Genomic DNA, 23,713 nt, shown 5'->3' with positions numbered 1-23,713 from the left:
CGGCGACGGGGCGCGGCAACTCGTAGGGAGGGCGTGTCGGCGAGGGCGTCGACAGCCGCGTGACCCAGAACACGTACGAAACCGTTTCGTTTCGCTTGGCTGCCGGGGTATCGTCATGGCGTACGAAACAGTCTCGTTCGGAGCCCTGCCGCTCCGGGCGGGAGGCGGGAAGCACCGAGCAGGAGAGGTGAGTCGCATGACCGATGTCGCGACAGGACGTCGTAGTCGGATCACCCCCGAGCGCGAGGCCGAGTTGTACGAGGCCGTGCTCGACCTGCTCCGTGAAGTCGGCTACGACGCCCTGACGATGGACGCCGTGGCAGCCCGCACCCGGTCCAGCAAGGCGACCCTCTACCGCCAGTGGGGCAGCAAGGCCGAGCTGGTGGCGCGAGCGATCCGGCACGGCAAGCCGAGCCGCTTCGACGACGTCGACACCGGGTCCCTGCGGGGCGACTTCCACGCCCTCACGGCACACCAGGACGACTGCACCATGGAGCAGAACCACGCCCTGATGCGGGGTCTGGCCATGGCGACGCACACCAACCCCGACCTTCAGCGGGCGTTCCGGGAGCACCTCATCGAACCGGAGAGGGAAGAGTTCCGGCGCGTGCTGCAGCGGGCCGTCGACCGCGGGGAGATCCGTGCCGACAACCCGGCTCTGCAGTTCGTGGTGCACATGTTGATCGGCGCCTTCGCCACGCGCGCCCTCATCGACAACCAGCCGCCCACCCAGGCGTTCCTGCGCTCGTACATCGACGCCGTGGTCCTCCCCGCCCTCGGCGCGCCCACCACCTGACCCGTCCCCGAGCTAGGCCCCCACCTGACGTCACCGCTCACGTCGTCGGGCTGATCACCCCTGCCCTGAAAACCCCACGACTGACCGGGAGTACGCCCTCGTGGCCACTTTTCTCTACAAACTCGGCCGTCTCGCCTTCCGGCGACGGCACTTCGTCGCCCTGATCTGGGTGGCGCTGCTGACGCTCGCGGGCGTCGGCGCCGCCGGCGCCCCGGCGGCGGGCTCCTCCTCCTTCTCCATCCCGGGCACCGAGGCCCAGAAGGCCTTCGACCTGCTCGAACAGCGCTTCCCGGGGATGAGCGCCGACGGGGCGACCGCCCGTGTCGTCTTCAAGGCTCCCGGCGGGCAGAAGGTGACGGCCAAGGACAACAAGGCGGCCGTCGAGAAGACCGTCAGGGAGCTGCGCTCCGGCTCCGAAGTGGTCTCCGTCGCCGACCCGTTCACCGCGCACGCCGTCAGCAAGAACGGCACGATCGCGTACGCGCAGGTGAAGTACAAGGTCTCCGGGATGGAGCTGAAGGACTCCTCCAAGGACGCCCTGAAGCAGGCCGCGCAGGGCGCGCGGGACGCCGGGCTCACCGTCGAGGTCGGCGGTGACGCGCTCCAGGCCGCGCCGGAGACGGGCTCGACCGAGGTCATCGGCATCGCGGTCGCCGCGGTCGTCCTCGTCATCACCTTCGGTTCGCTGGTGGCGGCCGGGCTGCCGCTGCTCACGGCCCTGATCGGCGTCGGCATCGGCGTCTCCACGATCACGGCGCTGGCGAACGCGCTGGACCTCGGCACCACGACCTCCACGCTGGCGATGATGATCGGCCTCGCGGTCGGCATCGACTACGCGCTGTTCATCGTCTCCCGCTACCGCGCCGAGCTGGCCGAGGGCCGTGAGCGCGAGGAGGCGGCGGGCCGGGCGGTCGGCACGGCGGGCTCGGCGGTGGTCTTCGCGGGCCTGACCGTGGTGATCGCGCTGGTGGGCCTGTCGGTCGTGAACATCCCGATGCTGACGAAGATGGGTGTCGCGGCGGCCGGCACCGTGGCCGTCGCGGTCCTGATCGCGCTGACGATGATCCCGGCGCTGCTCGGCTACGCGGGCCGCAGGGTCAGGCCGGCGGGAGAGAAGAGCAGGCTGCTGGGCGGCGGCCGGGCCGCCGCCGGCAAGAAGGACAAGCCGAACATGGGCACGCGCTGGGCGAGCTTCGTCGTGCGCCGCCCGGTCGCCGTCCTGCTGCTGGGTGTGATCGGCCTCGGTGCCGCGGCCGTTCCGGCGTCCCAGCTGGAACTCGGCCTGCCGGACGACGGTTCCCAGCCGACGTCCACGACCCAGCGCCGGGCGTACGACCTGCTGTCGGAGGGCTTCGGGCCCGGCTTCAACGGGCCGCTGATGGTGGTGGTCGACGCCAAGGCGAGCGACGACCCGAAGGCGGCGGTCGCGACGGTGACCGACGACATCAAGGGCCTCAACGACGTCACGACGGTCACGCCGGCGACGTACAACAAGGCGGGCGACACGGCGATGATCACGGTCGTCCCCGGCTCCAAGCCGTCCTCGACGACCACCGAGGACCTGGTGCACGGCATCCGGGACACCGGCGCCGGGCTGGAGGCGAAGACGGACGCCAAGCTGCTGGTCACCGGCACGACGGCGATGAACATCGACTTCTCGCAGAAGCTCAACGACGCGCTGATCCCCTACCTGGCGCTGGTGGTCGGCCTCGCCTTCCTCCTCCTGATCGTGGTCTTCCGCTCGATCCTGGTCCCGCTGAAGGCGGCGCTCGGCTTCCTGCTCTCGGTGACTGCGGCGCTCGGCGCGGTGGTCGCGGTGTTCCAGTGGGGCTGGCTGTCCGGTCTGCTGGGCGTCCAGCAGACGGGCCCGATCATGTCGATGATGCCGATCTTCATGGTGGGCGTGGTGTTCGGCCTGGCGATGGACTACGAGGTCTTCCTCGTCACCCGTATGCGTGAGGCGTACGTCCACGGGGAGACCCCCGGCCAGGCGATCGTGACCGGCTTCCGGCACGGTGCGCGGGTGGTGACGGCGGCGGCCGTCATCATGATCGCGGTGTTCTCCGGCTTCATCGGCTCCAGCGAGTCGATGATCAAGATGATCGGCTTCGGCCTCGCGATCGCGGTGTTCTTCGACGCGTTCGTGGTCCGGATGGCGCTGGTTCCGGCGGTCCTGGCGCTGCTGGGCCGCCGGGCGTGGTGGCTGCCGAAGTGGCTGGACCGGGCACTGCCGAACGTGGACGTCGAGGGTGAGGGCCTGCGGGCGGCGGCCGACGCGGCCGATCGCCGGGACCCGGACGCGGATCCGGACCAGGACAGGGAGCTGGTACGGGTCTGAGCGACGGTTCCCGAACGCGAACGGGGCGCCTCACCGGTGGGTGGGGCGCCCTGCCCGTAAGTCGCTCGCACGCGGCGGACACCCGCCGCTAGCGTGACGTTCATGACGACGACGCCCGGCGGAGAGTCCGGAGCCCATCCCCGTTTCGCCGCCGCCCTCGAGGAGCTGGGGCTCGGTGAACTGAGCACGCGAATCCGCCGCTTCCCGGACGCCACCCGCACCGCCGCCGAGGCGGCCGCCGCGATCGGGTGCGAACTCGCGCAGATCTGCAAGTCGTTGGTCTTCGCGGCATGGGGGTCCCCCCTGCTCGAGCGGAGCCGAGAGCTTGGGGGAGGCGTCCCGGTGCTCGTCCTCATGGACGGGGCGTCGCGGGTGGACGTGGAGCGCGTCCGCGAGGAGCTCGGCGCGGAGAAGGTCACCCGGGCCAAGCCCGATGTCGTACGTGAGGCCACCGGGTACGCGATCGGCGGTGTGCCGCCCTTCGGACATCGCGTGAAGACCCGTGTCCTCGCCGACCGTGCGCTGCTCGACCACGACATCGTGTGGGCCGCCGCCGGCACCCCCCACACGGTGTTCCCGATGGACCCGAAGTCACTGATCGCCCACGCGGGCGGCATCCTGGTGGACGTGCGCGAGCAGACCTCGTGACGCCCGCCGTCACCGTGGCGGTGCTGCTCGCCGCCGTCACGCACGCCAGCTGGAACGCCATCGCCCACCGCATCACCGACAAGCTGGTCGGCTTCACGCTGATCTCGGGCGGCGGCGTGCTCATCGGGCTGTTGATGGCTCCGGCCACGGCGTTTCCGGCGGCGCGTGCATGGCCGTACCTCTTCATCTCCGCCGCCATCCACATCGCCTACTACGCGCTGCTCATGCGCTCCTTCCGGCTCGGCGACTTCGGGCAGGCCTACCCGATCGCCCGCGGCACCGCGCCCCTCGTCGTCACCGTGCTGGCGGCGGTGTTCGCCCACGAGGTGCCGGACGGCTGGGCGGCGGCGGGTGTCGCCGTCTCGTGCGCGGGGCTGACCGGGGTCGCGCTGTGGGGGCTGCGCGGGCGCCGGCCGAACTGGGCGGCCATCGTCGCGGCCCTCGCGACGGGTCTGACGATCGCGGCGTACACCGTGGTGGACGGGCTGGGCGTGCGGGCGTCGGGGTCGTCGTTCGGGTACATCGCCTGGCTGATGGCCGTGCAGGGGGTGGTGATCCCCGCGTACGCCGCGTACCGGTGGCGCGGTGAACTCCACGGCAGACTGCGACCCTTCGCCGCCCTCGGACTGCTGGGGTCCGCCCTGTCCGTGGGGGCGTACGCCCTGGTCCTGTGGGCCCAGACCCGGGCGGAGCTGGCTCCCATCGCGGCGCTGCGCGAGTCCTCGATCATCGTCGGCGCGGCGATCGGTGCGGTCTTCTTCAAGGAACGGTTCGGCGTTCCGCGGATCGCGGCGGCCGGGCTGGTGGTGCTCGGGATCGGGCTGATGCTGCACGTGGGCTAGGCGACGACGGAACGCTCGTTGGCTGGGGGAGCATGGGAAGCGCATCAGTCACCGTGGGATCAGGAAGTTGACGTCATGACAGACAAGCTCACCGTGAGCGTCCTCGGTACCGGCATCATGGGCGCCGCGATGGCCCGCAACATCGCCCGCGCCGGGCACACCGTCCGCGCCTGGAACCGCACCCGTGACAAGGCCGAGCCGCTCGCCTCCGACGGCGCCCAGGTCGCCGGCACCCCCGCCGAGGCGGTGCGGGACGCCGACGTGGTCCTGACCATGCTCTACGACGGCGCCACCGTCCTGCGGGTCATGGGGGAGGCCGCCGACGCCCTGCGCCCCGGCACCGCCTGGGTGCAGTCGACCACCGCCGGGATCGAGGCCACGGGCGAGCTGGCCGCCTTCGCCCGGGAGCACGGCCTGGCCTTCTACGACGCCCCCGTGCTCGGCACCCGTCAGCCCGCGGAGGCCGGGCAGCTGACCGTCCTCGCCGCCGGGCCCGCCGAGGGGCGGGAGACGGTGACGCCTGTCTTCGACGCCGTCGGCGCCCGCACGCTGTGGACCGGTCAGGACGGTGCGGCGGGCAGCGCCAGCCGTCTGAAGCTGGTGGCCAACAGCTGGGTCCTCGCCGCCACCGCCGCGACCGGCGAGGTACTGGCCCTGGCCAAGGCCCTGGACGTCGACCCGCAGAAGTTCTTCGACATCATCGCGGGCGGCCCGCTGGACATGGGCTACCTGCACGCCAAGGCCGACCTCCTCCTGAACGGCACGCTGACCCCGGCCAGTTTCGCCGTGGCGACGGCCGAGAAGGACGCCCGACTGATCGTCCGGGCGGGGGAGGAGCACGGCGTCCGCCTCGACGTGGCCGCCGCGACCGCCGAACGCCTCGCCCGCGCCGCCGCCCAGGGCCACGCCGACGAGGACATGGCCGCCGCGTACTTCGCCAGCTTCGACGAGAAGTCCGGTTCCTGAAGGTTCCGGAGGATTCCCGAGGTGCGCGCGCCGTGCATCGGGGGACGAGGAGGAGCACCCTGGAATCAGCGGTTCCGGAGGTGATCGTCATGGCTATGCACACCGCAGTCGGATGGCATGTGGAACTCGAGTTCGAGGAGGACGATCAGCGGACGCGGGCGGCGGCGCTCGTCCGGCTGCCCGACGGCAAGGAGGTCCGGGCACGCGGGTACGCCAGCCGCCACCGCTCGGACGCGAATCAGCCGCGCGTCGGTGAGGAGATCGCGGGGGCGCGTGCGCTGAACGAGCTGGCGATGCAGTTGCTCACCAAGGCGCACGACGAGATCGACGAGGCGTCGGGGAGGACGTCGCATCCGCTGACGTTCCACTGACACCCGCAGTGAGATCGAACAGCGAGAGCGAGGAGTGCCGATTGCGGTGGTGCCCGCACGTCGAGGCGTGCGGGCACCACCGTGTCGTGCCCGGCTACGCCAGCGACGTACGCACCGCCCGTACCAGCGCCTGTGCCCGCGGGTCCGCTGTCACGCTCTTGTGGAAGCCGTTCGTCACATACCCGAAGGCGATGCCCGACTCGGGGTCCGCGAAGCCCAGTGCGCCGCCGCGGCCCGGGTGGCCGAAGGAGCCGGGGGCGAGCAGCGGGGACGCGCTGCCGTGGAGCATGTAGCCGAGCCCGAAGCGGGTGGGGACCACCAGCACGCGGTCCGGGCCCGCCGAGGCTTCCCGGCGGGCCAGTTCCACCGTCACGGGGGAGAAGAGGCGTACGCCGTCCACCTCGCCGGTCAGCGCCGCGTAGAAACGGGCCAGCGCGTCGGCCGTCGCGATGCCGTTCGACGCGGGCAGCACCGCCGCCCGGTAGGCCGGGTCGTTCTCGTCGGGCTGCGGGGTGATCGCCGCGAAGGCACGGCGGGTCAGGCTCGCCGGGTCCGCGTACGCGTCGGCGACCGCGCGCTTGGGGCGGGTGCGCAGGGCGCCCTCCCGGGCCGGGGCCTCGATGCGGCCGACGCGGCCCACCCGGTGCGCCTCCGCCTCCGGCAGGCCCACCCACAGGTCCAGGCCCAGCGGCCCGGCGATCTCGGTGGCGATCCACTCGCCGATCGAACGGCCGGTGGCCCGCCGGAGCAGCTCACTCGTCAGCCAGCTGTACGTCTGCGCGTGGTAGCCGTGGTCCGTGCCGGGCTCCCAGACGGGGGCCTGCCCGGCCAGCACGGTGGCCGCCAGATCGGGGTCGGCGGCCTCGGCCGGGGTGAGCGGGCGGTCCAGGACCGGTACGCCCGCCCGGTGCGCCAGGACGTGCCGCACCGTCGTGTGTTCCTTGCCCTGCGCCTTGTACTCGGGCCAGAGGTCTCCGACCGGCGCGTCCAGGTCCAGCTCCCCGCGCTCGGCCAGCATCAGCAGCACGGCCGCCGCGAGGCCCTTGGTCGCCGAGCGCACGATCTGCGCCGTCTCCCGCTGCCAGGGCGCCGTGCCGTCGACGTCCTTCGTGCCGCCCCACAGGTCCACGACCTTGCGCCCGTGCCGGTAGACGGCGACCGCCGCCCCGCGCTCGCCGAGCGCCTCGAAGTTCCGTACGAACGCCTCCCTGACCGGCTCGAAGCCCTCGGCCACAGCGCCGTTCACGTCCACGTCCGCACTCCCGTCCCGATCGTCGATCGCCTGCGACTATGGGCGTAACGCGCCCCTCGAGCCTGCGATTCCTGGGTTCCTCAGCCCAGCACAATCGTTACATCGATGTTCCCGCGGGTGGCGTTCGAGTAGGGGCACACCTCGTGGGCCGCCTCCACGAGCCGGGCCGCGACCTCCTGGTCGAGGACGGGCAGCGAGACGCTCAGGGCGACCGCGAGGCCGTAGCCGCGCTGCTTGTTGGGGCCGATGCCGACCTTGGCGGCGACGGTGGAGCCGGTCAGGTCGTAGCCCTCCCGGTTGCCGACGAGGATGAGCGCGTTGTGGAAGCAGGCGCTGTAGCCGGCCGCGAACAGCTGCTCGGGGTTGGTGCCGCTGCCGTCGCCGCCCAGCTGCGGCGGCATCGCCACCCTCAGCGCGATGTGGCCGTCCTGGCTGGTCACGTACCCGTCCCTGCCGCCGTGCGCGGTGGCCTCGGCGACGTACATGATCTTCGTTGGACGGGTGTCGACAGCGGTGCCGTCAGACATGGTCGGCCTCCCCCGGAACAAGTGCGCACAAGTACATCGCGCACAAGGTACCGGCTGGTAGGTCGATTGCCGTTACCAGGGGGTGGCAACCACGGGTAAGGCCAGATCAGCGGGTACGCGCCGCCGCGGCCTCCGCCTTCTCCGCCAGGCGCCACAGCTCCTCGCGCAGCCGGGCGACCTCCGGGCCGCCGAGCCCCGTCGCCGTCAGCAGGGCGCCGGGCACGCGCGCCGCGCGCTCCCGCAGCTCCTGTCCGCGCGCGGTGACCGCGACGAGCACCGACCGCTCGTCCCGCGCCGACCGTTCGCGCCGGACCAGGCCCGCCGCCTGAAGGCGCTTCAGCAGTGGGGAGACGGTGCCGTAGTCGAGGCGCAGGGCGGCCGCCAGCTCCTTGACCGTCGTCTCGCCGCGCTCCCACAGGACCAGCAGGACCAGGTACTGCGGGTAGGTGAGACCGAGGTCCTCCAGGAGCGGGCGGTACACGGCCGTCACCGCGCGCTGGGCGGCGTACAGCGCGAAGCACAGCTGGTCGTCCAGGAGCAGCGAGCCGTCCATCTCCTCGTTCGTCACGCGCCCATTGTCACGGACCGCGGATCGAAGCCGAAGGGCAGTTCCAGGCGGTGAGCGCGCATCAGCTCGTCGTCGGCGAGCAGGTCGGCGGTCCTGCCGTCCGCCGCGATCACACCGTCGCTCAGGATCAGGGAGCGCGGGCACAACTCCAGGGCGTACGGCAGGTCGTGCGTGACCATGAGCACCGTCACGTCCAACGCCCTGAGGATGTCGGCGAGTTCGCGGCGCGAGGCCGGGTCGAGGTTGGAGGACGGCTCGTCCAGGACCAGGATCTCCGGCTCCATGGCGAGGACGGTCGCCACGGCCACCCGGCGGCGCTGACCGAAGGAGAGGTGGTGCGGCGGGCGGTCCTTGAACTCCGCCATGCCGACCCGCTCGAGGGCGCGGTCGACGCGCTCCTGGAGTTCCGCGCCCTTCAGCCCGGCCGCAGCCGGTCCGAACGCGACGTCCTCGCGGACCGTCGGCATGAACAACTGGTCGTCCGGGTCCTGGAAGACGATGCCGACCCGGCGGCGGATCTCCGCCATGTGCCGCTTGCCGACCGGCAGTCCGGCGACCTTCACCGTGCCCGTGCCGCCGGTCAGGATGCCGTTGAGGTGCAGCACGAGCGTGGTCTTCCCGGCGCCGTTCGGCCCGAGCAGCGCGACCCGTTCGCCGCGCTCGAGGCGGAAGTCGACACCGAACAGGGCCTGGTGGCCGTCCGGGTAGGCGAAGGCCAGCCCGGCCACTTCGAGTGAAGGTGTCACAGGGTCCATCCCAGCAGGCAGACGACGAGGGCGGCGAAGGGCAGGGCGAGTGCGTACGACCACTGCGTACGGGACGCGGTCACCTCGTCGATGACCGGCATGGAGCCGGAGTAGCCCCGGCTGACCATGGCCAGGTGCACGCGCTCGCCCCGTTCGTAGGAGCGGATGAACAGCGCGCCCGCCGACTTCGCGAGCACACCCCAGTGGCGGACGCCGCGCGCCTCGAAGCCGCGCGACTCCCGCGCGATCCGCATCCGCCGCATCTCGTCGGTGATGACGTCGCCGTAGCGGATCATGAAGGAGGCGATCTGCACGAGCAGGGGCGGCAGCTTCAGGCGCTGCAGACCGAGGAGCAGTTCGCGCAGCTCGGTGGTGGCGGCGAGCAGGACGGAGGCGGCGACGCCGAGGGTGCCCTTGGCGAGGACGTTCCACGCGCCCCACAGGCCGTTCACGCTCAGCGAGAGCCCGAGGACCTCGACGCGCTCGCCCTCGGCCACGAACGGCATGAGCACCGCGAACGCGACGAACGGCACCTCGATCAGCAGCCGCGTCAGCAGAAATCCGGCGGGCACGCGGGCCGCGTGCGCGACGAGGGCGAGGAGGCCGGCGTACAGCGCGAACGCCCACATGGCCTCGCGCGGGGTGGAGACCACGACGACCACGAAGGCGAACGTGGCGGCGAGCTTGGTGTGCGGCGGCAGGGCGTGCACGGGGGAGTGCCCGTGCCGGTACAACCGATGGGCGTGGCCGGCGCCCATGTCAGCTCGCCTGCGAGGGTTCGGCCGTCCGCCGCCTGCGGACGGCCCGGAAGACCGCGCCGCCCGCGACCGCGGTGACCCCGACGCCGATCACTCCCGCGAGGCCGCCGGAGAGGCGGGCGTCGGCGATGTCCTTGACCCCGTAGCCGGCGAGCGGGGAGTCGGCCGCCGCGTGCGGCTCGGTCTTCCGGTCGATGCCCTGGTCCTTGGCGACCTTCTCCAGGCCGTCCGGGCTGGCGGAGGCGTAGAAGCTGACGAAGCCGGCGAGGAACAGAGAGGTGACCAGGCCGATGACCCACAGCTTGCGGTGGTGGGGGTGCCTCCCTGCTCGAGCGGAGCCGAGAGCTCGGGGGAGGGCGGCGGCCACCGGGACGGCGGGCTCGGCGGCGGGCGCGTCGACCAGCTGACCGTTCACCCACAGCTTGAGCTTCTGCTCCAGGCCCCGCGCCCCGTACACCAGGTCTGGCCGTACGGCGATGACGGCGCCGACCGTGAGGGCGGTGATCGTGGCCTCGCCGATGCCGATGAGGAGATGGACGCCGATCATCGCGGTGGCGACTTTGGAGAGGGCCACGTCGGTCGTACCGCCCACGGCGTAGATCAGCGTGAAGGCGACCGCGGCGGCCGGCACCGAGACCAGCGCGGCGACGAAGGAGGCGACGGTGATCGAGCGCCGCCTGCGCGGCAGCACCTTCACCAGGCCGCGGAAGACGGCGTACGACACGACGGTCGTCACGACCGCCATGTCGGTGATGTTCACGCCGAGCGCGGTCAGGCCGCCGTCCGCGAAGAGGATGCCCTGCATGAGCAGGACGACCGAGACGCACAGGACCCCGGTGCAGGGCCCGACGAGTATCGCGGCCAGCGCGCCGCCCAGCAGATGTCCGCTGGTGCCCGCGGCCACGGGGAAGTTCAGCATCTGGACCGCGAAGATGAACGCGGCCACCAGGCCGGCCAGCGGGGCGGTGCGCTCGTCGAGCTCACGCCGGGCGCCTTTCAGGCTGACGGCCAGGGCGCCGGCGGCGAGGACACCGGTCGCGGCTGAGGTGGGGGCGTCGATGAATCCGTCCGGGACATGCACCGTTCGAGGATAGCGGCTTATTGCGACCTCTTTGCAAGAGCTTGAGCGTTGTGGAAAGCGCACGGGGCGCGCACTGTGGCAAGCGACACTCGCATCGGAGGCCGGTGGCGCCCATATGTGCGACATTGGATGGGTAGCGGATTCACAGCTTCTGCTCGGGTGACGCAGCGTGAGGAGTGGTCCGATGTCCGTGGTGGAACAGTACGCGCGAGCCCATGTGGTGACCGACTCCCCGGAAACTCCTGACGCCGTCCCCGTAGTCCTGCGCTACGACCCGGACGCCGACCCCCGCTCGGTGCGCATCGGCCTGCCCGGCCCGCACGAGTGGGCCTTCTCCCGGGACCTCCTGGAGCAGGGCCTGAACGCTCCGGCGGGTACGGGCGAGGTCCGCATCTGGCCGTGCGGCCGGGTCCAGGCCGTGATGGAGTTCCACTCGCCGCAGGGCGTGGAAGTGGTGCAGTTCGAGTCGAAGGCCCTGATGCGGTTCCTGCGCCGGACGTACACGGTGGGGGCGGGGCCGGGGCGGTAGGGCGTCACCGGCATCGCCTTCGGCGGCACACCGGCATCCCTTCGGCTCCGAGCGCGCGAGGGATCGGCTTCCCGTCCAGAGGAGGGGAGAGCTTCCTGTTCGGGGACGGCTCCCGCCCAGGGGCTCAGCCCGCGCGCAGGGGCGCCGCCACGATGGGGTCTCAGCTTCCCGCGCGCAGGAGCGCCGCCACGATCGGGCCCGCCGTGTCGCCGCCGTGGCCGCCTGCCTGGACCACGCCCGCGGCGGCCAGGTCGCCCTTGTAGGCCGTGAACCAGCCGTTCGGCTTCTTCTGGCCGTCGACCTCCGCCGAACCCGTCTTCGCGCCGTAGTCCGGGCCCAGCCCCGCCATGGCCTTGGCGGCCGTGCCGTACGCCGCCGTGTACTGCATGACCTCCTTCAGCTCGGACTGGGTCTTGGCGGACATGGTGCGCGAGGCCTTGGCGAGGGTCCGGTCGTCCACCGTCGGGGAGACCAGGTACGGCTGGTGGAAGACGCCGGTCTTCACCGTCGAGGCCACCGACGCCATGTTCAGCGGGTTCATGCGCACCCCGCCCTGCCCGATCAGCGAGGCGCCCATCTGCGCGCCGCTCTGCACGGGGATCGAGCCGTCGAAGGTGGGGACGCCGATGGACCAGTTGTCCAGGCCCAGGCCATAGACCTGCTGGGCCTCCTCGGTCAGGTCGCTGTTGGACAGCTTCGGCGCGAAGTTGATGAAGGCGTTGTTGCAGGAGGCCGCGAAGCTCAGCTTGAACGAGCCCTGCTTGATCTCGGAGTCGTCGTCGTTGTGGAACGTCCAGCCGGCCAGCTTGTACGTCTTGGGGCAGGGGTGCGACGCCTCGGGGGTGACGAGCCCCTTCTCGAACAGCATCGTCGACGTGATGATCTTCATCGTGGAGCCGGGGGCCAGCGAGCCCTGGAAGGCGACGTTGAAGCCGTGGCTGGTGTTGGCGACGGCGAGGATCTCGCCGGTCGACGGGCGCATGACGACGACCGAGGCGTTCGCCTGCTTGGCGACCTGCTGCTCGGCAGCCGCCTGGAGCGTCGGGCTCAGCGTTGTCTTCAGCGTGCCCGGCGTGCCCTCGCTCAGCGTCACCAGCGTCTTGTCGGGCGTCTTCTCCTTGCCCTTCGCCGCAGCCTTGCGCACGATCCGCAGCTCGATGCCCGCCTTGCCGCCGGCCTTCTTGCCGTACTTCTCGCGCAGGCCGTCCAGCACCGTGCCCAGCGACGGGTACTTGGCCGCGGTGATCTCGCCGCCATCGCGATCCAGCGTCTTGACCGGGGGTGTGCCCGCCTCACCGGTCACCAGGCGGTCGCCGGCCGTCAGGTCCGGGTGCAGCACCGACGGCTGCCACCGCACCAGCGGCACGCCGTCGTCCGCCCGCCGCACGACGGTCAGCTTCGAGTCGTACGTGAACGGCTTGCTCACGCCCTTGTACGACACCGTGGCCTTGACGGAGAACGGGACCGTCGCCCCGGTGGGGGTGCCGGGGGTCAGCGTGACGCCCGTGATGTGCGCGTCCTTGCGGTAGCCGGTCAGCGCCGCGGTCGCGGCGGCCGAGTCGTCCGTGGCACCCGCCGCCTTCGCCGCGTCGCCCTGCTGCCAGGCCGTGAGGAACGCGGTGGCCGTCGTACGGACCTCGGAGGCGGACGGCGGCCCGATCCTCACCAGCTTCCGGTGGCCCGGGGCCGCGTTGCGGTCGTCGGCCGCCGCGCCGCCGCCGAGCAGGCTATAGGCGCCGACGGCGCCGCCCAGCCCGACGACGGCGATCAGCCCGCCGATCACCAGCGGCCGGCTGTTGTTGCGCCCGGCGACGCGCCTTCTCTTGCCCACAGCTCCCGGTCCTCCGCAGTCCCCAGGTCCCCCAGTACCCTCACAGTCCTCAACGAGAACAACACACTAGAGTCCCGCGGTGACACGGGTGACTTCAGCTGCCCGTTCGTAGCACAGCTGCGACAATAGGACCGGCCGCGTCGCCGCCGTGCCCGCCCTCCTCGGTCATGGCCGCCGCCGCGATGTCGCCCCGGTAGCCGGTGAACCAGCTGTTGGACTTCGTCTTCCCGTCGACCTCCGCGGACCCGGTCTTGGCGCCGATGTCACCGCTGAGCCCCGCCATCACCTGCGCGGCGGTGCCCTGGGTCGCCGTCAGCCGCATCATCGCCCGCAGCTGCGCGACCGTGCTCGCGGACAGCCCCTTGGCGGTGGCCAGTTCGCGGTGGTCGAGGCCGGGGGAGACCAGGTACGGCTGCCGGAACGTGCCCGTGATCGCGGTCGCCGTGACCGACGCCATGTTCAGCGGGCTCATCTGGACCTGACCCTGGCCGATGGCGTTGGCGGCGCGGTCCGGGCCGGTGGAGGCGGGAACGCTGCCGTCGAAGGAGACGATGCCCGTCTTCCAGTTGTCCTGCCCGAGCCCGAACCGCTCCTCGGCCTCGTCGGTCAACGACTCGTCCGTAATGGGCTTCTCGTCGATCAGCTTGACGAACGCCGTGTTGCACGACCGCATGAAGCTGTTCGCCAGTGTGGCCCTCTCGTTGGGGACCATGCCCTGAAGGTTGTGGAAGGTCTGGCTCTGCCAGGTGGCCGTCGGCGGGCAGGGCGCGGGGTCGTTCATCGTGGTGACGCCGTTGTCGATGAGCATCGCCGACGTGATGATCTTCATCGTGGATCCGGGGGCGAGCCGCCCCTCGAACGCCGCGTTGAACTCGTCCCGGCGGTGGTTGGCGACCGCCAGCACCTCCCCGGTGCTCGGCTTGACCGCCACCACCGACGACTCCGCGTAGTTCCGCACCGCCCGCTCGGCCGCGGCCTGCGCGGTGGCGCTGAGCGTGGTGTGCAGCTTGCCGGGCTTGCCCTCGACAAGCGTCAGCAGGGTCTTGCCGGGCGTGTTGGCGTCGGCGCGCTGGACGGACAGCTCGATGCCGGGGCTGCCCCCGGCCGCGTCGCCGTACTTCTCACGCAGGGCGTCCAGGATCGGACCGAGGGAGGGGAACTTGTCCTTCGTCAGCACCGCCCCGTTGCGGTCCACCGCCTCGATCGGCGGGGCCTTGGCCTCCCCGGTGACGAGCGTGTCGCCCTTCTGCAGGGCCGGATGGACGACGGACGGCTGCCAGTCGACCAGCGCCCGCCCGGTGGTCACGCCGCGCACGACGGTCAGCCTGCCGGCGTAGGCGAGCGGCTTGGACTTCCCCTCGTAGGACACGGTCGCCTTCACGGAGAACGGCACGGTGTCCCCGCTGGGCGCGCCCGGCGTGATGTGCACGCCGGTGATGTGCGCACTGGATGCGTAGGCGCCGAGCAGCTGCCCCGCGGCGTCGGCGTTGTTCGTGTACGAGGCCGCGGTGGCCGCGTCACCCTTCTCCCAGGCGGCGAAGAACTTGCCGGTCGCCTCCTTGACCTCACCGGCCGACGGCGGTCCGGTCTTCACCTGCGCGGCCCCTTGGGAGCCGCCCCCGGAACTCTCGTTCAGCGCGCTCAGCACGTTGTAGGCGCCGTATCCGGCCCCTGAGACCATCACCGCGAACACCCCGCTCACGATGACGACCTTGACCCCCTTGCGCATGGCACACAGCCCCCTCCCCGTAGGCCTCGCACTGTAGGCAGCCCGAGGGGCGGTTGGGGGCGATGTGGTCGGTCGTTGTCGAAGAGTGATCAGAAATATGACCTGAACCCGCGTATCCAGCCACGTACGTGAATGCCAGTACGTGGGCGGGGCGGTCCCACCGCCCGGCGACGACGACGAGGGCGCGGCCGGCCGCCGCGCCCTCGTCGTCTGTCCGCCCAGCTAGACCCAGGTGTCCAGCCACATCCGCGCCCGCCAGGAGTCGATCGGGATAGCCGTTCCCGTGTAGATGGGCCAGAAGTAGATGAAACTCCTATTGATGGCCTCTTGGCGATGCTGACCAGCGGCTTTACTCCTCTGGGTGATCGTCCAGAGCCATGTGGGCCGTCGTGGGGCCGTCCAACGCCGGGCGTCTAGAACTGCAGCGCTTGAATCGCCGCCTCGACGAAGCTGGACCTAGCTGTTTTAAGGGCCTGGGAGGCTGTTTCATACTCCTCCGAGAGGCTAGAGATGTCGCCGGTCCGTCCCTCGACGATTGCTGCAGACCATCCCACAAGCGCGGCGAACATGGTTCCTGCTGCGGAGCGCAAAGCCTGTGCTTGGACCACCACGTCTCTTGGCCCCCAAAGGTCAGCGCGTGCTGCGACCTGGGAAAGATCAATGAACTGGTCTCTGAGGCGTAGCTGCTCCTCGTCGGACAGGGCATGATCCGAACCCAGCCGGACTGAGCCATTGATTGCCATCGACAGGAATGAGCCGTGCGATGCCAAGACGTCTGAGCACGCCTGCCTGCGGTGGTCACGTATCCAGTGCAGGTGCTCAGCCTCCGATTGACGCGCGACCTGCATGTGGGTGGCCTCGATGGTCTTCTGCGCGCCAACGCGCGCCCCGTAGGCCGTAGCAAGGCCTCCAACGCCAGCACCTACGAGCCCGGCGATACCCGCAATTACTCCTGCGATCCCCTGATCCACCGGACCATTGTCTTGGGTCGCCGGGTCGTAGGCAGGGGTTTCGCGCAGTGCTGGCTGCCGGCGCCCGCCGACAGCCAGTCACAGGGTTGCTAAGGCTGTTTACATATCTAGCGGTGTAATGGCCGTAGGTGCCCTCAAGAGGACCGTGTCCACGGCAGTCCGTGTCCGGCCTTCACTGCTTGGCATCAAGTGTGTGTAGGTCCGGAGAGTGAACCCGGGGTCGCTATGCCCCAGGTACGCGCTAAGGGCCCGGATGCTCTCGCCTGCGTCCAGCAGGACGGAGGCGTAGAAGTGCCTGAGCGCATGCATGCCGTGCTCCGGGGCGGACGCGTACCGCTCGCCCGCCTTCCGCGTTGGGATGATGCCCACGGCGGCCAGAGCGGGTTTCCAGTGGTGGTCATTGAAGTTGCTCACGCGGACGTGGTTGCCCTCCGGACCGCTGAACAGGAGCCGCTTCGTCACTAGCGGGCCATCCGGCGTTCGCCACGGAAGGGTCACGTCGATCGGCTTGAACTCCTTCGAGTGCTCCCGGAGTGCGGTGGCCACGGCCTCCGGAAGCGGCACGTCCCGGACCTTGCCACCCTTCGGCAGAGCGAAGACGTACTTGCCCCGGATCCGCTTGAGCTGATGCCCGACGGTCAGCCAACCGCCCTCGTAATCGAGTTCGTCTATGGCCAGACCGAAGATCTCGCCCTGTCGCAGTCCGCAGCCTGCCCCGGCGTCCACCGCGGCCTGATAGCGCCGGGGTAGGGCGGCGCGTACGCCGAATACCTGGTCTGCCGTCCAGGGGACGACGCGAGGCTTTCCGGGTTTCGGGAGCTGCACCGTGCGGGCGCGGCAGGGGTTCTTGCCGAGTAGGCCGTCGTCGACCGCCGCACTGAGGGCGGCCGACACAGTGCCGACGATGATGCGGCGGTGCGACTCCGCCGGCACGGTGGCTTCCAGGGCAGCGATCCAGGCGCGGATGTGCTCAGGCTTGAACGAGCCGAGCGGCCGAGACCCGATGTGAGGGTAGGCGTGGAGTCGGAGTCGGCGTTCCGCAGCCTCACGGCTGTTGATCTCTCCCGTGTGCGTCTTGACCCAGCGTTCCGCGTACTGCCGGAACGTGGTCCGGGTGGTGCGCGGGTCGACGTACTGACCGCGCGACATGTCCGCTTCGATGTGGGCGAGCCACTGTTTGGCGAGCCGCAGTTCCTTGTCACGGAATGACTTGCTCTTCTCGGTGCCGTCCGGGCCGACGTACCGGGCGCGGTATCGGAGCCCCGTTCCGTGGCGGTCGGTCTTGATCTTGACGGGCTTGCCGTCTGGGCCGGTGACGGTCTTGAACCATCGGTCTTGGATGTGGCCTGCCATGAAAGGCGTGGTCCCTTCTGGGCATGGGACGGGGAGGGCCACGGCATGGCCCTCCCCAGGGAGTTGGTTGGTGCGGTGCCTGGCCGCGTCAGGCAGCGTCGGCGGCGGCGTCCTTGCGGCTGGTGACATAGGCGCGCACGTCGGCGGGGTCGTAGCGAAGGTGTTTGCCGATGCGGAAGCCGGGCGGGCCGATGCGCTTCTTGCGCCACTGGTAGACGGTCTCTTTCGGCACCTCGAACATCTCCGCGATGTCGTCGGGGGTGAGGTACCGATCCGGAAGGCCACCCCGGAGGGTGGCGCGGGGGTCGTTGTGGACGGGGGCGGGCGCGCTCACTGTCTCCTCCGCGAGTTGGAAATACATTGCGCTGAGTCGCGACTCATCGGCACTCAGCGGTGCTCAGAGGGGCTTTGAGACGCGATGAGTCGCGACTCAGGCAAATGTGGTTCGGACACGTTCAGGGTGATCCCGTTGTAGGTGACTACCTGCCGGCCATAGGCGTCGCGGGGGCGGGTGCGGTTGAGCTGGGGGACCACGGAGAGCAGGTTGCGGCCGAACATCTGCTTCGTGCCGGGCTTGACGCCGTTGTCCTCCGCCCACTCCCGCCAGACCGCCCACAGCGTGTCCACGGGGATGCTGCACGTGGGGCCGGTGGCGCAGCGCTCGCGAATGAACGCGCTGGTGGGGGAAGAGGTGTCCTGCATGGTGGCCACCGCTTCGCGACTGGATGCCGGTTCGGTGATCCGGCCTTTGGCCTCCAGTCGGGCAAGCCCGTCCAGGGCCCAGTTCAGGATGCCGGGCATCTCGGCGACGAGCCGATCGAACAGGGTTGAGTCTTCCCTGCCCAGCCACGACACCGTCATGTTCAGCACCACGAACCGCCGGGCGATGACTCCGGAGGAGTCGCCGAAGTGCGGCAGCTCATTGGACAGGATCATCAGCCGGGTGGGGAGCTTGCCGGTCCAGACTTCGCGGTACTTGCGGTCGATGTCGATCGTGTCCTCACCGGAGATCGTCAGCAGTCGCTCCACGACCTGGCTGTTGTCGTTGCCGGACAGCCGGGCGTCGGAGATGACCGCGAGTGGTTTGCCGATGAGCGTCGACAGTCCGAAGTTCGTGCCGAGTCCGGCGAGGGTGGGCCCGGCCAGGTTCTCCTTGCCGACCAGCTCTTTTAGCACGCGGGCGATGGTGCCCTTCCCGGAACGGGACGGGCCGACCATGAGCAGGATCTTTTGCTGGTCGGTGCGGCCGGACAGGACGTAGCCGAACCACTCCTGAACGGCCCGGATGGCGTCCGGGTCGTCGGGCCAGATCTGCCCCAGGAACCATTGCCACGTCGGCGCAGTCGCGTCCGGGTCGTAGGCGAAGGGGACGGAGACCAGGTTGAAGAATCCCGGACTGTGCGGCAGCAGCGCGCGGTCCCGGATCCTCAACAATCCGTTCTCACAGGCCACGATCGGCCCGTCGTTCGGCCGGTCCGTCCCGTCGACCCAGGTGGGGGCGTCCACGTCGGTGGGCAGGAGCGTGATGGCGCCCAGCGCGTCCAGAAGGTTGCTGATCTTCTGCTTCGTGGGTGCCCAGTCCCGTTCCTCGCTCTGGCCGTCCTTGCCGGGAGCCTGGTAGACGGCGTGTTCAAGGCGCGTGTACATGTGGGCGCGCATCTGGGCTTCGTCCAACTCGCGCCAGCAGGTGCCGGTCCAGCGCATCCACGAGCCGCGCCAGCGCCGGCACATCAGGTCTCCGTCAAGGGTCTGCCAGGCCGGCAGGAGCCGCCGGGCGACGGCCATGGGGTTGGAGGGTGCGGGCAGTTCTTCCGTGCCGGTCATGCGGCGGTCCTCCCCTCGGAAAGCGTGACGGGCACCCCAGTGCAGGCGGACTTGTGGGCCTCGTACTCGACAGAGAGAGCGGCGACGGCTCGGGGACCGGTGGCCGTGCCTGTCTGTCCGCAGGTGCACGCGTAGGCGGCGGTCGGGGTGTCGCCGTGGCGCTTGGTCCAGCGGGCCCCGTCCCAGTGGGAGCGGTAGACCGGTGGGGCGTAGATGCGGATACCGGGCTGGTCCGGTGTCGGGTCTTGTGTGCCGTGGCGTGCCTCGTCGGAGCGGAACCGCTCAGAACGAAGAGCAGAAAGAACGCCCTTGCGGGCGGCGCCTTTCGGCTCGCCCACGGCCGCCGGGGGCGTGCCCGGTCCTGCGGCGTCCGGGGGCGTCGTGGCGGTGGCGCTCTTCAGAGGGGGATGGGGGCGGGGGCTCATGCCGCCTCCCGCTTGACCTGATTGTGGGTGATGGACCAGTTCAGTGCACTGCGGAGGGTGGAGCGGCACTCGGACGCGGACAGTCCGGCCGCCTCGCCTGCCTCCTGAAGAGCCTGTTCAACCACGTGTCGGGGGAGGTCGCCCCACGCGACGAACCGCCCGAGGGCGCGCGCTGCGCGGAACAACTTCGCTTCCCGCTCGCCGAGTTGGGCCGTGACCACGTTCCGCGTCTCGTTGGCGAGTGCTACATCCGCATATCGGCTAGATTGCCCAGTTACGGCCACTGAGGGCGCCTCAGGCGCCTTGGGGGCTGGTTGCAGGATGGTTTGGAGCCAGGAGGGCAGAGGGGCCGCCTCAGAGCCGCACAGGGCCTCGTACGGTCCGGTGGGGGTGGTGCTGCCCGCGGCGACGACGTAGCCGCCCCATGCTCGGCTGTCGACCAACTCCCCGATGGTTCCCGCCGTGTTCGACAGGCGCACCCCGGCCGGGGCGGTGAAGTACAGGTGCTCTCCGCCGCTCGCGGTCCGGGTCCGGTAGGTGATGGGGACGGCGTGCCCGGCGCGCTCGCAGAGCGCCTTGAAGGTCGTCGCGCCGCAAGGCGCGTCCGAACTGCCTTTGTCCTTGGGCATGTCGAGGTCGACGACGACCAGCCCGGAGGGGCCGGTGGCGATGCCGACGTTGTATGGGGCCCGGGACCAGGTGGCGCGGATGCGGTCCGGGTCGGTGGTGGCGCGCTGCTCCCACTTCCGGTGCCCATGCTCGCACGGTCCGGTGCGGGGGCAGGCGGCTTCCCCGTGGAGGGCAGGCCGCTTGCTGCCGGGGCGGAGCGGGAAGACGCGCCAACCGCGCTCCGCAGCGTCCAGGGCTGCGCGCAGCAGCGCGGAACGGGGGTCATGCGTCATGCTGGAGACCTCCAACAGGTCTGTTGCGGACTGGTTGGCCGGGGCGACCGCGCATCTTTGGCGAGAGCGGGCGGTCGCCCCGGGCGCAGCTAGAAGGGCGAGTTGCTGTAGCAGCCGCAGGTGCACGAGCGGGCGCCGCAGGCGGGGCAGATCCAGCGCTTGCGCGCCCAGCGCGGCATGTTGGGCAGCCAGACGTACGCCAGAGGCAGGAACGGGGCGCAGTCGCAAGCGTCAACGTCCGGCTCTTCGGCCCCGGGCCAGCCGTGTTGCACCTCACCGGTGCCGCCGCACTCCGCGCAGTTCGGGTTTGGGGTGCGGTGCAGGGCGAGGATGGGCCGGGGGCCGATCGCGCGGCCGTTGCGGTGGGTGGCCACCCAGCCGTCCCAGTACTGGACGGTCAGACGATGCCGGGCCAGGAGACGACGGATCATGGGGCGCTGCTTCCTTTCAGCCGTGGAAGTGGTTGCGCTTGAAGACGGCTTTGCGGATGTTGACCGTGGTCCCGCCGCTGTGACCGCTCGCGCTGAAGACCTGCGCGGCGATCCAGCCGCCGAAGATGACGGCGGCGAGGATGACCAGCTGGTGGACGAACGCGGCGAGCGCGGCAATGAACGTCGTCAGCAGCAGCAGTCCGCCGCACACCGCGAGGAACCCCACGCCCCCGAGGGCGATGTTCACCGCCGCGCGGGACACGGCCGGTTTGACGGCGACGGGTTCGGGCTTGGCGGGCTCGATGGTGTAGCCGGTGACCACTCGGCCGTCGGGCAGGACCACGCTCGCGACCGTCGGCAGGGTGCCTAGCTGGACGGGAACAAGCGGCGCCGCGACCGGAACCGCGGGCTGTATCGGGGTGGGCTGGTGGACTTCCACGGCCCGTTCGACGGGCCCACGGCCAGTGCTGTCGGGGTACATGCGGAATCCCTTCCGGTGGTGGGGCAGGGAGGCAAAGACACCCCCTGCGAGGAGGCGTCTGGAGGGGGTCTCAGGGGTGCTGACCTGCGGGCCTCCCTGCCTCCCTGAGTGATCATTTATGCAGGTCAGAGCCAGGGAGGCGGGTCAGGGAGGCATTCAGGGAGATCTCCCTGCCTCCCTGACCCGCGAGGGGTGCGGCTCCGTCTAATCGGACGCGGAAGCGGAACCGTCTTCGGGGCGGTTGGCGAGCGCGTGGTGGACGCGGTCACGGCCGACAACCATGCGGCCGTCGGACTTGTACGGCTCCGCCCCGGCGTCGTCCAGGACGCGCTTGAGGTCGATGAACGACCAGCCGCTGTAGGCGTCCGGGTTCAGCGCGGCCAGGCGCGTGATGACTTCCTGGGTGCGGACGCGGGCATCGCTGCCGAGCACGGTTGCGATGTCGGCGAGTGGGTCTCGCTTCTCGCGGCGCTCGATGGCGTGCAGGGTGGCGACGGCGTTGCCGCGCAGAGCCTTGGCGCGGTCGGTGATGGCCTTGGCCTGGTCGTCGTCGATGTAGTGCGTGCGGACCGTGATGGACGTCTGGCCGGCCGGGATCTCGATGCCGTCCGAGGCGACGACCAGGGTTCCCTTGTCCAGCCCTTGCCGCAGCAGGTGCGGGGCGGCCCCACCGTCGACGGCCTTGTCCCCGAGCGCCATGCGGGCCTGGGATTCGGTGCCCAGGGCGAGCGAGGCGCGTGTGTGGGCGCCCTCGCGCACGAGCTTGGGGAGGTTCTGGTCGGTGGGGTCCTGGGTGCCTTCCCACAGGATCACGTCGACGGCGCGGCCCTGGTTGTGGACCTTGCGCACGGCCATGAAGTAGCGGGAGGTGGCCTTGGAGCCGCCGTAGGGGCGTCCGTCCTCGTCCTTGACCGGGCACATGAACGCGACCTGCGCTTCGTCCACGATGCCGATCAGCGGCGGGAAGACGGCTTTCGGATCGTGCCGGCGGGCGTCGATGCGGCGGTTCATCTCGTCGACCAGGCCCTCGACCATCTCGGTCGCCTCGATCACGTTCTCATCCGCCGGACCCTGAATGAGGACGGTGGCGAGCCCATCGAACATGGCCCAGTCGCCCACGCCCTTGAGGTCGGCGATGCGGAACTCCACCGTGCGATCCAGGGACGCCCACAGGGCCAGCGCCCGCAGGGAGGCGGTCTTGCCCTGGTTGGACAGACCCGTGATGAGCAGGTGCCGCTGATACAGGCTAAGCGCGGCGGCGTCCCCTCGAAGGTCCTGCCCCCACGGCGCCTTGCCCGTCTTGTAGTTCGCGGTCAGGGTCTCGTCGGTGACCAGGGGAGAGGGGCCGATCGGCTCGTCCAGCGTGCCCGAGTCGGCGATCCAGAGCCGGACCGTGCGGGCGGCCTGCGGGATCGTGATGAACACCTCGTGCTCGTGGCGGGTGAGGTTCTCAGCGAGCTTGCGGCGCCGCTGCTGTATCTCGTTCGTCGACACCCCGGACGGCAACGTCACGTCGACCTCGACCCCGCATCCGGCGATGGTGATCGGGGACAGCATCGAGGCGCCGGCGTCGCCCATCTCCTTGATGGCGTTGCGCAGCGCCGGGATGCCCAGGTCGCGCAGGGCCTTGACCACGATCGACGGCGTGATGGGCTCGCCCTCTCCGTTGCGGATGTTGGCGGGCAGTGCCCAGTTCGGGGCGGCTTTCTGGTGGGCGCCGACGGACCACAGGGCGAGCAGGGCGAGGAACGGGCCGATCGAGATGAGCGGTCCCCACACCACCTGCACGATGGTGATCATGAGGTTGATGAACTTGATGACCGCCATCAGTGGGGTGACGACTTCGGTGGCGTCCTTGGTGGCGATCGCCATCGCGATCCCGAGCAGGACCAGGCCGCCTATGCCCATACCGGCACTGACGGCGGCGCCCTTGGCGGCGTCGAGCGGGGAGTGGAGCAGCTCCATGCGGCGGCGGTGGCGGGCTTCGCGGTAGCGCTGCCCGCGCTCCTCCCACTCCGCCGCGACCTCGTAATTCCCGGCCGCCTCAGCCGCCCGGAGCATCCGCTCATACCGGGCGGCGGTGCGGCCGTCCCAGGTACGGCGGCCCACGATTCGCGCCCCACCGGCCACGTAGAGGCTGTGGCGGGCGACCGCGCGGGCGGCGGTCTTGGTGTTCTCGTGCGTCACGGCCGTCCGTATGGCGCGTCCGGAGCGCACCCACAGCGGCAAGGGCGCGGCCGGTGCCGGGTCGGGGACCACGGTCAGCGTGGTCACGGTGGCCGCATCGGCAGACGACTCGGGGTCCTTGTGCAGGTGAACGACGTTGTCGCCCATGATTGAAAGG

24 protein-coding genes are annotated in these 23,713 nt (G+C 70.5%); 7 read left to right on the top strand and 17 right to left on the bottom strand.

What is annotated here, in order from left to right; translation table 11 throughout:
• Positions 1-196 precede the first annotated feature (196 nt).
• The 6 genes from ACIRC0_RS31285 (at position 197) to ACIRC0_RS31260 (ending at position 5,961) form a co-directional block, all read left to right on the top strand.
• Positions 197-796: a TetR/AcrR family transcriptional regulator gene (locus ACIRC0_RS31285; RefSeq protein WP_403622743.1), complete on the top strand. Its 600-nt coding sequence runs from the start codon at positions 197-199 to the stop codon at positions 794-796.
• 100 nt (positions 797-896) lie between these two features.
• Positions 897-3,134 carry an MMPL family transporter gene (locus tag ACIRC0_RS31280; protein WP_403622740.1) on the top strand — a complete coding sequence of 746 codons (2,238 nt, stop codon included), beginning with the start codon at positions 897-899 and terminating at the stop codon, positions 3,132-3,134.
• Positions 3,135-3,236: 102 nt separating this feature from the next.
• Positions 3,237-3,782 carry a YbaK/EbsC family protein gene (locus ACIRC0_RS31275; RefSeq protein WP_403622737.1) on the top strand — a complete coding sequence of 182 codons (546 nt, stop codon included), beginning with the start codon at positions 3,237-3,239 and terminating at the stop codon, positions 3,780-3,782.
• On the top strand, positions 3,779-4,624 hold the full coding sequence (locus ACIRC0_RS31270; RefSeq protein WP_403622734.1) for an EamA family transporter: 846 nt from the start codon (positions 3,779-3,781) through the stop codon (positions 4,622-4,624). Before ACIRC0_RS31275 ends, ACIRC0_RS31270 begins: the two co-directional genes overlap by 4 nt.
• Before the next feature lie 18 nt (positions 4,625-4,642).
• A complete protein-coding gene (locus ACIRC0_RS31265; protein ID WP_403622731.1) occupies positions 4,643-5,590 on the top strand; it encodes an NAD(P)-dependent oxidoreductase in 948 nt (315 codons plus the stop codon).
• Positions 5,591-5,679: 89 nt separating this feature from the next.
• Positions 5,680-5,961, top strand: a complete 282-nt coding sequence (locus ACIRC0_RS31260; RefSeq protein WP_103842944.1) for a DUF1876 domain-containing protein — start codon at positions 5,680-5,682, stop codon at positions 5,959-5,961.
• Positions 5,962-6,055: 94 nt separating this feature from the next.
• Here ACIRC0_RS31260 and ACIRC0_RS31255 read toward each other — a convergent pair whose 3' ends face one another.
• The 6 genes from ACIRC0_RS31255 to ACIRC0_RS31230 all read right to left on the bottom strand — a co-directional run bounded on the left by ACIRC0_RS31255 (position 6,056) and on the right by ACIRC0_RS31230 (position 10,893).
• Positions 6,056-7,213, bottom strand: coding sequence for a serine hydrolase domain-containing protein (locus tag ACIRC0_RS31255; RefSeq protein ID WP_403622728.1), 1,158 nt, complete (start codon positions 7,211-7,213; stop codon positions 6,056-6,058).
• 80 nt (positions 7,214-7,293) lie between these two features.
• A complete protein-coding gene (locus tag ACIRC0_RS31250) occupies positions 7,294-7,740 on the bottom strand; it encodes an organic hydroperoxide resistance protein (RefSeq protein WP_403622725.1) in 447 nt (148 codons plus the stop codon).
• A 106-nt stretch (positions 7,741-7,846) separates the two neighbouring features.
• Complete coding sequence (locus ACIRC0_RS31245; protein WP_403622722.1) at positions 7,847-8,308, bottom strand: MarR family winged helix-turn-helix transcriptional regulator; 462 nt, start codon at positions 8,306-8,308, stop codon at positions 7,847-7,849.
• Complete coding sequence (locus ACIRC0_RS31240) at positions 8,305-9,063, bottom strand: energy-coupling factor ABC transporter ATP-binding protein (RefSeq protein WP_403622719.1); 759 nt, start codon at positions 9,061-9,063, stop codon at positions 8,305-8,307. Before ACIRC0_RS31240 ends, ACIRC0_RS31245 begins: the two co-directional genes overlap by 4 nt.
• On the bottom strand, positions 9,051-9,812 hold the full coding sequence (cbiQ, locus tag ACIRC0_RS31235) for a cobalt ECF transporter T component CbiQ (RefSeq protein ID WP_403622716.1): 762 nt from the start codon (positions 9,810-9,812) through the stop codon (positions 9,051-9,053). The genes ACIRC0_RS31240 and cbiQ overlap by 13 nt, the downstream gene beginning before the upstream one ends.
• Position 9,813: 1 nt before the next feature.
• On the bottom strand, positions 9,814-10,893 hold the full coding sequence (locus tag ACIRC0_RS31230) for an energy-coupling factor ABC transporter permease (protein WP_403622713.1): 1,080 nt from the start codon (positions 10,891-10,893) through the stop codon (positions 9,814-9,816).
• Positions 10,894-11,077: 184 nt separating this feature from the next.
• On the opposite strand from ACIRC0_RS31230, the gene ACIRC0_RS31225 reads away from it, so the two are divergent.
• A complete protein-coding gene (locus ACIRC0_RS31225; RefSeq protein WP_263230398.1) occupies positions 11,078-11,422 on the top strand; it encodes an SsgA family sporulation/cell division regulator in 345 nt (114 codons plus the stop codon).
• A 160-nt stretch (positions 11,423-11,582) separates the two neighbouring features.
• Here the strand turns inward: ACIRC0_RS31225 and ACIRC0_RS31220 are convergent, their stop codons facing one another.
• The 11 genes from ACIRC0_RS31220 to ACIRC0_RS31170 form a co-directional block, all read right to left on the bottom strand.
• Positions 11,583-13,253, bottom strand: a complete 1,671-nt coding sequence (locus ACIRC0_RS31220) for a penicillin-binding transpeptidase domain-containing protein (RefSeq protein ID WP_403622710.1) — start codon at positions 13,251-13,253, stop codon at positions 11,583-11,585.
• A gap of 94 nt (positions 13,254-13,347) precedes the next feature.
• Positions 13,348-14,982 carry a penicillin-binding transpeptidase domain-containing protein gene (locus ACIRC0_RS31215; protein WP_403622706.1) on the bottom strand — a complete coding sequence of 545 codons (1,635 nt, stop codon included), beginning with the start codon at positions 14,980-14,982 and terminating at the stop codon, positions 13,348-13,350.
• A gap of 413 nt (positions 14,983-15,395) precedes the next feature.
• Positions 15,396-15,953 carry a hypothetical protein gene (locus ACIRC0_RS31210; RefSeq protein ID WP_403622703.1) on the bottom strand — a complete coding sequence of 186 codons (558 nt, stop codon included), beginning with the start codon at positions 15,951-15,953 and terminating at the stop codon, positions 15,396-15,398.
• Between the two features lie 99 nt (positions 15,954-16,052).
• A complete protein-coding gene (locus tag ACIRC0_RS31205; protein ID WP_403622700.1) occupies positions 16,053-17,306 on the bottom strand; it encodes a tyrosine-type recombinase/integrase in 1,254 nt (417 codons plus the stop codon).
• Between the two features lie 88 nt (positions 17,307-17,394).
• A complete protein-coding gene (locus ACIRC0_RS31200; RefSeq protein ID WP_403622697.1) occupies positions 17,395-17,667 on the bottom strand; it encodes a helix-turn-helix domain-containing protein in 273 nt (90 codons plus the stop codon).
• A 26-nt stretch (positions 17,668-17,693) separates the two neighbouring features.
• A complete protein-coding gene (locus ACIRC0_RS31195; RefSeq protein ID WP_403622694.1) occupies positions 17,694-19,130 on the bottom strand; it encodes a phage/plasmid primase, P4 family in 1,437 nt (478 codons plus the stop codon).
• Positions 19,127-19,555, bottom strand: coding sequence for a hypothetical protein (locus ACIRC0_RS31190; protein WP_403622691.1), 429 nt, complete (start codon positions 19,553-19,555; stop codon positions 19,127-19,129). The genes ACIRC0_RS31195 and ACIRC0_RS31190 overlap by 4 nt, the downstream gene beginning before the upstream one ends.
• Positions 19,552-20,457, bottom strand: a complete 906-nt coding sequence (locus ACIRC0_RS31185; protein WP_403622688.1) for a bifunctional DNA primase/polymerase — start codon at positions 20,455-20,457, stop codon at positions 19,552-19,554. The genes ACIRC0_RS31190 and ACIRC0_RS31185 overlap by 4 nt, the downstream gene beginning before the upstream one ends.
• An 89-nt stretch (positions 20,458-20,546) precedes the next feature.
• Positions 20,547-20,888 carry a hypothetical protein gene (locus ACIRC0_RS31180; protein ID WP_403622685.1) on the bottom strand — a complete coding sequence of 114 codons (342 nt, stop codon included), beginning with the start codon at positions 20,886-20,888 and terminating at the stop codon, positions 20,547-20,549.
• Between the two features lie 16 nt (positions 20,889-20,904).
• Complete coding sequence (locus ACIRC0_RS31175) at positions 20,905-21,369, bottom strand: hypothetical protein (RefSeq protein ID WP_403622682.1); 465 nt, start codon at positions 21,367-21,369, stop codon at positions 20,905-20,907.
• A gap of 204 nt (positions 21,370-21,573) precedes the next feature.
• Positions 21,574-23,703, bottom strand: coding sequence for an ATP-binding protein (locus ACIRC0_RS31170; RefSeq protein ID WP_403622679.1), 2,130 nt, complete (start codon positions 23,701-23,703; stop codon positions 21,574-21,576).
• Positions 23,704-23,713 lie beyond the last annotated feature (10 nt).

It is taken from the genome of Streptomyces sp. NPDC093984, from assembly GCF_044764595.1.
In the GTDB taxonomy this organism is placed as follows: Bacteria; Actinomycetota; Actinomycetes; order Streptomycetales; family Streptomycetaceae; genus Streptomyces; species Streptomyces cynarae.
This window is presented reverse-complemented; position numbering and strand designations above follow the sequence as displayed.

What these genes read in the sequence shown, in the direction of transcription:
- ACIRC0_RS31285 (WP_403622743.1), top strand. Translation starts at nt 197, where the DNA reads ATGACCGATGTCGCGACAGGACGTCGTAGTCGGATCACCCCCGAGCGC.
- ACIRC0_RS31275 (WP_403622737.1), top strand. Translation starts at nt 3,237, where the DNA reads ATGACGACGACGCCCGGCGGAGAGTCCGGAGCCCATCCCCGTTTCGCC.
- ACIRC0_RS31260 (WP_103842944.1), top strand. Translation starts at nt 5,680, where the DNA reads ATGGCTATGCACACCGCAGTCGGATGGCATGTGGAACTCGAGTTCGAG.
- ACIRC0_RS31250 (WP_403622725.1), bottom strand. Translation starts at nt 7,740, where the DNA reads ATGTCTGACGGCACCGCTGTCGACACCCGTCCAACGAAGATCATGTAC.
- ACIRC0_RS31240 (WP_403622719.1), bottom strand. Translation starts at nt 9,063, where the DNA reads ATGGACCCTGTGACACCTTCACTCGAAGTGGCCGGGCTGGCCTTCGCC.
- cbiQ (WP_403622716.1), bottom strand. Translation starts at nt 9,812, where the DNA reads ATGGGCGCCGGCCACGCCCATCGGTTGTACCGGCACGGGCACTCCCCC.
- ACIRC0_RS31225 (WP_263230398.1), top strand. Translation starts at nt 11,078, where the DNA reads ATGTCCGTGGTGGAACAGTACGCGCGAGCCCATGTGGTGACCGACTCC.
- ACIRC0_RS31215 (WP_403622706.1), bottom strand. Translation starts at nt 14,982, where the DNA reads ATGCGCAAGGGGGTCAAGGTCGTCATCGTGAGCGGGGTGTTCGCGGTG.
- ACIRC0_RS31205 (WP_403622700.1), bottom strand. Translation starts at nt 17,306, where the DNA reads ATGGCAGGCCACATCCAAGACCGATGGTTCAAGACCGTCACCGGCCCA.
- ACIRC0_RS31200 (WP_403622697.1), bottom strand. Translation starts at nt 17,667, where the DNA reads ATGTATTTCCAACTCGCGGAGGAGACAGTGAGCGCGCCCGCCCCCGTC.
- ACIRC0_RS31195 (WP_403622694.1), bottom strand. Translation starts at nt 19,130, where the DNA reads ATGACCGGCACGGAAGAACTGCCCGCACCCTCCAACCCCATGGCCGTC.
- ACIRC0_RS31190 (WP_403622691.1), bottom strand. Translation starts at nt 19,555, where the DNA reads ATGAGCCCCCGCCCCCATCCCCCTCTGAAGAGCGCCACCGCCACGACG.
- ACIRC0_RS31185 (WP_403622688.1), bottom strand. Translation starts at nt 20,457, where the DNA reads ATGACGCATGACCCCCGTTCCGCGCTGCTGCGCGCAGCCCTGGACGCT.
- ACIRC0_RS31180 (WP_403622685.1), bottom strand. Translation starts at nt 20,888, where the DNA reads ATGATCCGTCGTCTCCTGGCCCGGCATCGTCTGACCGTCCAGTACTGG.
- ACIRC0_RS31175 (WP_403622682.1), bottom strand. Translation starts at nt 21,369, where the DNA reads ATGTACCCCGACAGCACTGGCCGTGGGCCCGTCGAACGGGCCGTGGAA.
- ACIRC0_RS31170 (WP_403622679.1), bottom strand. Translation starts at nt 23,703, where the DNA reads ATGGGCGACAACGTCGTTCACCTGCACAAGGACCCCGAGTCGTCTGCC.